Here is a 7523-nt window from a genome sequence, read left to right on the forward strand (position 1 = left end):
TCGGCAGATCGAGCGAGGTGATCGCTGGCCAGCCCATGGAGGCGTTGGTGAGGACATCGGTGTATTTGGTATTGAAGAACTCGCTGTCGGCGGCCAGCTGGCCGAACTTCAGCGAGACCTTCTTGTCGCCCCATTGCTTCTCGAAATAGGCTTCGTACAATCGCGTCGATGGCAATGCCTCGATGCCGCTGACGACGAGGTAGTTGCCGAGATAGTCGCGCGACAATCCATCGCCATGAATCTGGAACATGTTGGCGTGGAAGGTCAGCTTGTCGATGCCGGCCAGCTTTTGCAGATCGACATCGACCGCAAGGTTCAGCCGTCCTTCATAGATCGCGCCCTGCTTCAGGCCGCCGGAGGCATTGCCGAGTGTCTCTCCGATGTAGGTCGCGGCAAATTTCACGCCGTCCTTCTGGAACGGATTGGGGAGCAGTCCCAGCGTCTTTTCCTCGACCGTGCTTTCGCCGGTGTCCGGATCGGCAGGCTTGTCATCGTCGGTCTTCTTGTCGTCCTGCGCAAAGGCTTGGGAACTTGCAACAAGGCCGGCCATGACGGCAGCTCGCAGCAGGCGTTGCGTGGACGTGCTCAATTTCGACTGGAACAAGATGAAGACTCGCGCGAGACGTGGCATTAGGACATGGCCGACCAGCCACCTCAAGCGGTGATTTACGGCTGCTGGGACGCGCTGATATGTGGACTTTCGTACTTAAGCCGCGAGAAAAAAATTCACAGCGCACAAGCAATCTTCGCCGACTGAGGCCGGTTCACAGGCCGAAATCCAGTTGTGGCTCGCTGTCGTTCTCGCTTTGCAGGGACGACAGCGATGCGCCGAGCAGCCTGACGCGCTTCGGCAGCGGCATCTCGCATTCGAGCAGGCTGGAGATCATGCTCTCCAGCTCGTCCCGGCTGGCGACCGGCGAGGGGACGGATCTGCTGCGTGTCATGATCTCGAAATCGGCGAACTTGATTTTCAGCGTCACCGTGCGACCCCGATTGCCCGTCGCTTCGCAGTGACGCCAGACCTTGTCGATGAGAGGCCGAAGCTCGGCGATCATGGCATCGAATTCGATGAGGTCGGTCGAAAAGGTCGTCTCCGCGCCGACTGACTTTCGGATGCGGTCGGCTCGCACGGGCCGCTCGTCGACGCCGCGCGAGATCCAGTAATAGTAGACGCCGGATTTGCCGAAATTCGCGTTCATGAACTCGAGCGTCTGGTTGCGCATGTCGAGACCTGTGAAGATGCCAAGCGCATTCATCCTCGTGCTGGTCGCGGGACCTATCCCGTGGAATTTGCCCACCGGCAGCGCTTCCACGAAGGCTGGTCCCATCCCGGGCGAGATGACGAACTGGCCATTGGGCTTGCGGTGATCGGACGCGAGCTTGGCCAGAAACTTGTTGTAGGAGATGCCGGCCGAGGCATTGAGGCCGGTCTCGGCCTTGATCTTTGCCCGGATGGCGAGCGCGATATCCCTGGCGAGCGGGATGGCTTGCAGGTTTTCGGTGACGTCGAGATAGGCTTCGTCGAGCGACAGGGGCTCGATGATCGGCGTGTGCTCGGCGAAGATGGCGCGGATCTGCAGGCTGATCGCCTTGTAGACCTCGAACCGCGGCTTGACGAAGATCAGGTCCGGACATTGCCGCTTTGCGGTGACCGACGGCATGGCAGAGCGGACGCCGAACTTGCGGGCTTCGTAACTCGCGGCCGCCACGACGCCGCGCTCCTTCGAGCCGCCGACCGCCACCGGCTTGCCCCTGAGGTCCGGATTGTCCCGCTGCTCGACCGACGCATAGAACGCATCCATGTCGATGTGGATGATCTTGCGGTGGGCCGGCGGAGCGGCATCCTGTTCCGGATCGCGAGGCTGCATGCGCGGGTTCTACGAAATCCCGGCGCTCACGTCTGTATGGCGACGAAGCCGGAAGGGCCCGGTGAGCATGATTCAGCCTGGGAAGCCCCCGTCGCAGAAAGCCTCGCGCAGGGAGTTCAGATGCGGGTACAGCCAGCGATGAAAAAGACAAAATGCTTATAGAATCAATATGGTAGCGGGAGAGGGACTCGAACCCCCGACCCCAGGATTATGATTCCCGTGCTCTAACCAGCTGAGCTACCCCGCCACGGCGTTCGGCCGGTCGTTGTCGACCATATGGCTGCGAACGCGCGGCATATAAGGAGGGGCGTCCCTGCCTGTCAAGCAACGTCGCAGGCATCCTCAGGACTTACCGAAGTTAGTTTCGTCGGCACTATCTCGTACGGGTTCCCAGCTCGGCCCGAAGGTTGTTCAGCCTCGCCGCAGCACGCGGACGTCGTAGCCATGGTGAATGCTGCGTGAAAGGCGTCACGCCGTTCATCTCGCGACAACGCTATTTGCTCGGCCCCGGAAATGTCCGGATGTTTTTCGGTCCGGCAATCGCATAGGTAGAGGTCAGCCCATTTTGGGCGTTTCCTCCCTAGACTTGGCCGCTCGCACCTCATCGGTGCAAGCGGCTTTTTCTTTGCGCGGCTCTGCGCGCTCAATCTCTGATGAACGCCAGGATGTCGGGATTGAGCACGTCGGCATGGAGCGTCAGCATGCCGTGCGGATAGCCCTTGTAGATCTTCAAGGTCGCATTCTTGAGGATATTCGCCGACAGCGGCGCGGCATCCGCATAGGGCACGATTTGGTCGTCGTCGCCATGCATGACCAGGGTCGGCACGTCGATCAGCTTCAGATCGCCGTTGAAGTCGGTCTCGGAGAATACCTTGATGCAGTCGTAATGCGCGTTGGCCGCGCCCATCATGCTCTGCCGCCACCAATTGTCGACGACGCCGTCGAGCACCTTGGCGCCGGGGCGATTGAAGCCGTAGAACGGCATCGGCACCTCGCGATAGAACTGGGCGCGGTTGGCGGCGAGCTGCTTGCGGAGATCGTCGAATACGCCGAGCGGCGAGCCCTCCGGATTGCTGTCGCTCTTGACCATGATCGGCGCGATGGCGCTGACCAGCACCGCCTTGGCGACGCGGCCCTTGCCGTGGCGGGCGACATAGCGCGTCACCTCGCCGCCGCCGGTGGAATGACCGATATGAACCGCGTTGCGCAGGTCGAGCGCCGCCGCGAGCGCGGCGACGTCGGCCGCATAGGTGTCCATGTCATTGCCGACGCTGGTCTGGCTCGATCGGCCGTGGCCGCGCCGGTCATGCGCGATGACGCGAAAACCCTGCTGCAGGAAGAACAGCATCTGATTGTCCCAATCGTCGGCGCTCAGCGGCCAGCCATGATGAAACACGATCGGCTGTCCCTGGCCCCAATCCTTGTAGTAGATCTCGGTGCCGTCCGTGGTGGTGATGGTGGGCATGTCGACGCTCTCCTTCTGGCGGCCTGACCCGGCCGCGACAGCACGAGGCCTTGCCGCAAAAGCGCAACATGGTCTTTCACGACTGACGTGGTTTGCCGAAACGCACGCTTCAATCGGCGCCGCTTGCCTGCCGCAGCATGAAGTGACCGAAGGCCGAGGCGATCGGTTGCGCCGGATCGGTCTGCCAGGCCCGCGCCTCGAATGCCACCACGCGCCGGCCCTGCTTGACGATCGAGACGCTCGCGAAAGTGTCGAGCGCGCGGCCCGAGCGCAGGTAGTTGACGGTCAGCCCGATCGGTTTTGGCATCGCCGTAACGCCGAGCTCGCGCCGGACGCCGACGACGGCCGTGGTCTCGAGAAAGGCGCCGGTCATGCCGCCATGGATCGCGGGCAGCACCGGATTGCCGATGATCCTGGGCGAGAACGGCAGCAGCAAGGTGCCGTCGTCCTCCATGCGAATCCCGAGCCAGCGCGCGAATGGGCTGGTGGGAAACGGGCCGGTCGGATCCTCCGGCACATCGAGGCCCGGCAGCGGGCCCGGATTGACCCGGCTGTCGGTCAACATGTTGGTGCGGTTGGCGCCGATCATGAAGCAGGCGGTGGCGGTCGCGACGGGATCGTCTTCGGAGTCCTGATAGGCAGTGGCGCGTACGAAGGCGATCGAGCGGGTGACGCGATAGCAGTGCGCGTGGGCCTTGATGGCCAGCCCCGGCGTCGCCGGCTTCTGGTAGTCGATGCGCAAATCGAGCGTGGCGATCGCCATGCTGCCATCGAGCGCGAGCTGCACCGCCATGCCGCAGCTCTCGTCGAGCATCGCCGTGACCACGCCGCCATGCAGCACGCCGGTCTCGGTGTCGCCGACGAAGGCGGGACGGTAGGGCAGGCTGGACCAGGCCTCGCCAGATGCGGCGCGATCGAGCAGCAAGCCGCTGATATGTCCATAGGTCGAGCGGCGCTGCCGGATCGCCGCGGCGAGATCGTCAAAGGACAGCGGCTGGGACGGATCTGGTATATCGGACATGCCGACGTTCTAGACTGCCCGGGCGCTTGACGCCAAGCATTGCAGCCAGGCATCCGGCGTCGCTCCGGCGGGTAGCTGATCTGCGGCCAATTCCGGTGGAAATATCGGCCAGGCAAGGCTAAGCCTCAGGATAAGGCAACGAACGGACTGAAGCGGGGAGACGCGGCCTGATGCAGGAGACGCCTGACGTTCTCGTCATCGGCGGCGGCAATGCCGCGTTGTGCGCGGCGCTGATGGCGCGGGAGGCCGGCGCGTCGGTGCTGATGCTGGAATCGGCGCCGCAGAGCTGGCGCGGCGGCAATTCGATGCATGTGCGGAACCTGCGCTGCATGCATGATGCGCCCCAGGACGTGCTGGTCGAGGCCTACCCGGAAGAGGAATATTGGCAGGACCTGCTCAAGGTCACCGGTGGCCTCACCAATGAGGCGCTGGCGCGGCTGGTGATTCGCCACTCGTCGCGCTGCCGTCCTTGGATGCGCCGGCATGGCGTGCATTTCCAGCCGCCGCTGTCGGGCGCACTGCACGTGGCGCGCACCAACGCCTTCTTCATGGGCGGCGGCAAGGCGCTGGTGAATGCCTATTACCGCAGCGCCGGCGAGCTCGGCGTTGCGATCCGCTACGAGACGCCGGTGAAGAGCCTCGAATTGAAGGACGGCCGCTTCATCGCCGCCATCACGGAAGCCGGCGAGCGCATCACCGCAAAATCCTGCGTGCTGGCCTGTGGCGGCTTCGAATCCAATCTGGAATGGCAGCGCGAGGCCTGGGGCCAGAACGAGCGCGGCGAGTGGACGGCGGAGAACTTCCTGATCCGCGGCACCCGATTCAATCAAGGCGTGCTGCTGAAATTCATGCTCGATGCTGGCGTGGATTCGATCGGAGATCCGACGCAAGCGCATTGCGTCGCGATCGACGCCCGCGCGCCGCTGTATGACGGCGGCATCTGCACCCGCATCGATTGCGTTTCGCTCGGCGTCGTGGTCAATCGCGAGGCCAAACGCTTCTACGACGAGGGTGAGGACTTCTGGCCCAAGCGCTACGCGATCTGGGGCCGTCTCGTCGCGCAGCAACCGGGCCAGACCGCGTGGTCGATCATCGATCGCAAGGCGGTCGGCCGCTTCATGCCGCCGGTATTTGCCGGCACCCGCGCCGACACGCTGCCCGAGCTGGCGCAAAAGATCGGTCTCGACGTCGCGGCCTTCATGACAACGCTCGACGCCTACAATGCCGCCTGCCGCCCCGGCCGTTTCGATCACACCGTGCTCGACGATTGCCGCACCGAGGGGCTGGCGCCGGCCAAGACCCATTGGGCGCAGCCGATCGATGCCGGACCATTCTTCGCCTATCCGCTGAAGCCCGGCATCACCTTCACCTATCTCGGCCTGAAGACCGACCACACCGCGGCAGCCCGCTTCAACGATGTGCCGAGCGAAAATTTGTTTGCGGCCGGCGAGATGATGGCCGGCAACGTGCTCGGCAAGGGCTACACGGCCGGCGTCGGCATGAGCATCGGCACGGCCTTCGGCCGCATTGCCGGCGTCAACGCCGCGGCGAGCGCCGGCTTTACGCATCCCGAATTCAAGGAGGACCTGGCCTATGCCGCCGCTCACTGACACGATCGCGGCCCCGGCCTGTGACACTACGCCGACGGACCTGCTCTCGCTGCTCGGCGCCGAGGAGCAGGAGGTCGCGCGCGTCATGCAGATTTGCAACGCCTGCCGCTATTGCGAAGGTTTCTGCGCGGTGTTTCCGGCCATGACGCGTCGGCTCGAATTCAATGCGGCCGACACGCATTATCTCGCCAATCTCTGCCACAACTGCGGCTCCTGCCTCTATGCCTGCCAATATGCACCGCCGCACGAATTCGCCGTCAACGTGCCGCAGGCGATGGCCAAAGTCCGCCCCAAGACCTATCAGGACTATGCGTGGCCGCGCGCGCTCGGCGAGCTCTACCGGCACCAGGGCGTCACCGTGGCGCTGGCGCTGGCCGGTGGGCTCGCGTTGTTTCTGGTACTAGCGGTGGCGATGTCGGGCCATCTCGTGCATCCGCCGTTGGCCGGCAATTTCTACGCGATCTTCCCGCATAATTTCCTGGCGGTCGTGTTCAGCATCGTGTTCCTGTATGCGATCGCCGCCCTTGCCGTTGGTGTGAGCAAATTCTGGCGTGATATCTCGCCGGCGGGCGAGAGCGCAGCTCTAACGCCGGGTGAACTCGCCAGGGCGCGCGGGCCGGCCGCAGTCGAGGCCGTCTATGACGTCGCCGTGCTGCGCTATCTCGGCGGCGGCCATGGCGTCGGCTGCAATGAGGACGACGATCGTTTCACCCTTGTACGGCGCTGGTTTCACCAGCTGACGATGTACGGCTTCCTGTTCTGCTTCGCCGCCACCTCGATCGCGACGCTCTATCATTATCTGTTTTCTTATGAGGCGCCGTATCCGTGGCTCAGCTGGCCGGTAGTGCTCGGCACCATCGGCGGCATCGGCCTCTTGATCGGCCCGGCTGGGCTATTGTGGCTCAATCTGCAGCGCGATGCCGAGCGCAGCGATATCGCACAGCGGCCGATGGACCGCGGCTTCATCGCGTTGCTGTTCATCGTCAGCATCACCGGTCTTGCCTTGTTGGTATTGCGCGATACGCGCTTTATGGCGCTGTGGCTGGCGATCCATCTCGGCACGGTCATGGCGCTGTTCCTGACCTTGCCGTACGGCAAGTTTGCGCATGCCGTTTTTCGGTCGGCGGCGCTGTTCAAGCACACGCTCGAGAAGCGGCTGCCGAACCGCATCGGGCTTGGTGGGGATTGAGGGGGCAGGGTGGCGCTGCCGCCTGTTCTGATTGATCTTCGTTTTATCAATTCGCACGATCCGTTCGCGATTGTCCCCTGAACCGGTATGGCGGTGCAGCGCGCCGTCGTAGAAATGCCACCCATCATCTATTGTGATCTGAGCCGGTCGAACCCAGATCGAAACCGGGTTCGTGTGCGCGCCGTCTGGCCGCGCAGGCGAGATGATTGCAGGACGTTTTGCAGGGGGCTGTTGTCGTGACAAAGTTATACGGGAGGCAGCCGCTTCTTCGTTCGTCTCAGGTCGTCGTGATCGCGCTCGCGGCTGCGCTTGCCGGTTGCAGCCAGCAGAAGCCGCCGCAGGCAGCAGTCGCGGCGCCGCCGGTGACGGT

General features: G+C 63.5%; 7 protein-coding genes and 1 tRNA gene. 3 read left to right on the forward strand and 5 right to left on the reverse strand.

The genetic code is table 11. From position 1 onward, the window contains the following. The 5 genes from WA702_RS21395 to WA702_RS21415 form a co-directional block, all read right to left on the reverse strand. Positions 1-550 (reverse strand): carbohydrate porin (locus WA702_RS21395; protein ID WP_425112543.1); only part of this gene is annotated, 550 nt, incomplete at its 3' end. A gap of 214 nt (positions 551-764) precedes the next feature. Continuing rightward, positions 765-1868, reverse strand: coding sequence for a DNA polymerase IV (gene dinB, locus WA702_RS21400; RefSeq protein WP_425112544.1), 1104 nt, complete (start codon positions 1866-1868; stop codon positions 765-767). Between the two features lie 170 nt (positions 1869-2038). Further along, positions 2039-2115: transfer RNA gene (locus WA702_RS21405), tRNA-Met, on the reverse strand. A 396-nt stretch (positions 2116-2511) separates the two neighbouring features. Further along, a complete protein-coding gene (locus WA702_RS21410; RefSeq protein ID WP_425112545.1) occupies positions 2512-3333 on the reverse strand; it encodes an alpha/beta fold hydrolase in 822 nt (273 codons plus the stop codon). A 109-nt stretch (positions 3334-3442) separates the two neighbouring features. Then, a complete protein-coding gene (locus tag WA702_RS21415) occupies positions 3443-4354 on the reverse strand; it encodes a PaaI family thioesterase (protein ID WP_425112546.1) in 912 nt (303 codons plus the stop codon). Between the two features lie 170 nt (positions 4355-4524). Here WA702_RS21415 and tcuA point away from each other — a divergent pair, with 170 nt between their 5' ends. The 3 genes from tcuA to WA702_RS21430 all read left to right on the forward strand — a co-directional run. Continuing rightward, the gene (tcuA, locus tag WA702_RS21420) at positions 4525-5964 is read left to right on the forward strand and encodes an FAD-dependent tricarballylate dehydrogenase TcuA (RefSeq protein ID WP_425112547.1); all 1440 of its coding nucleotides are present in this window, start codon (positions 4525-4527) and stop codon (positions 5962-5964) included. Next, positions 5948-7153 (forward strand): tricarballylate utilization 4Fe-4S protein TcuB, encoded by a 1206-nt coding sequence (gene tcuB / locus WA702_RS21425; RefSeq protein ID WP_425112548.1) that lies wholly within the window; start codon positions 5948-5950, stop codon positions 7151-7153. Before tcuA ends, tcuB begins: the two co-directional genes overlap by 17 nt. A gap of 236 nt (positions 7154-7389) precedes the next feature. After that, on the forward strand, positions 7390-7523 hold a 134-nt coding region (locus WA702_RS21430; protein ID WP_425112549.1), incomplete at its 3' end, for a lytic transglycosylase domain-containing protein.

The sequence above is a fragment of the Bradyrhizobium sp. genome (assembly GCF_049798375.1).
GTDB lineage: Bacteria > Pseudomonadota > Alphaproteobacteria > Rhizobiales > Xanthobacteraceae > Bradyrhizobium.

Excerpts from the sequence above, each read along its gene's own strand:
- dinB (WP_425112544.1), bottom strand. The coding sequence starts at position 1,868 with ATGCAGCCTCGCGATCCGGAACAGGATGCCGCTCCGCCGGCCCACCGC.
- WA702_RS21410 (WP_425112545.1), bottom strand. The coding sequence starts at position 3,333 with ATGCCCACCATCACCACCACGGACGGCACCGAGATCTACTACAAGGAT.
- WA702_RS21415 (WP_425112546.1), bottom strand. The coding sequence starts at position 4,354 with ATGTCCGATATACCAGATCCGTCCCAGCCGCTGTCCTTTGACGATCTC.
- tcuA (WP_425112547.1), top strand. The coding sequence starts at position 4,525 with ATGCAGGAGACGCCTGACGTTCTCGTCATCGGCGGCGGCAATGCCGCG.
- tcuB (WP_425112548.1), top strand. The coding sequence starts at position 5,948 with ATGCCGCCGCTCACTGACACGATCGCGGCCCCGGCCTGTGACACTACG.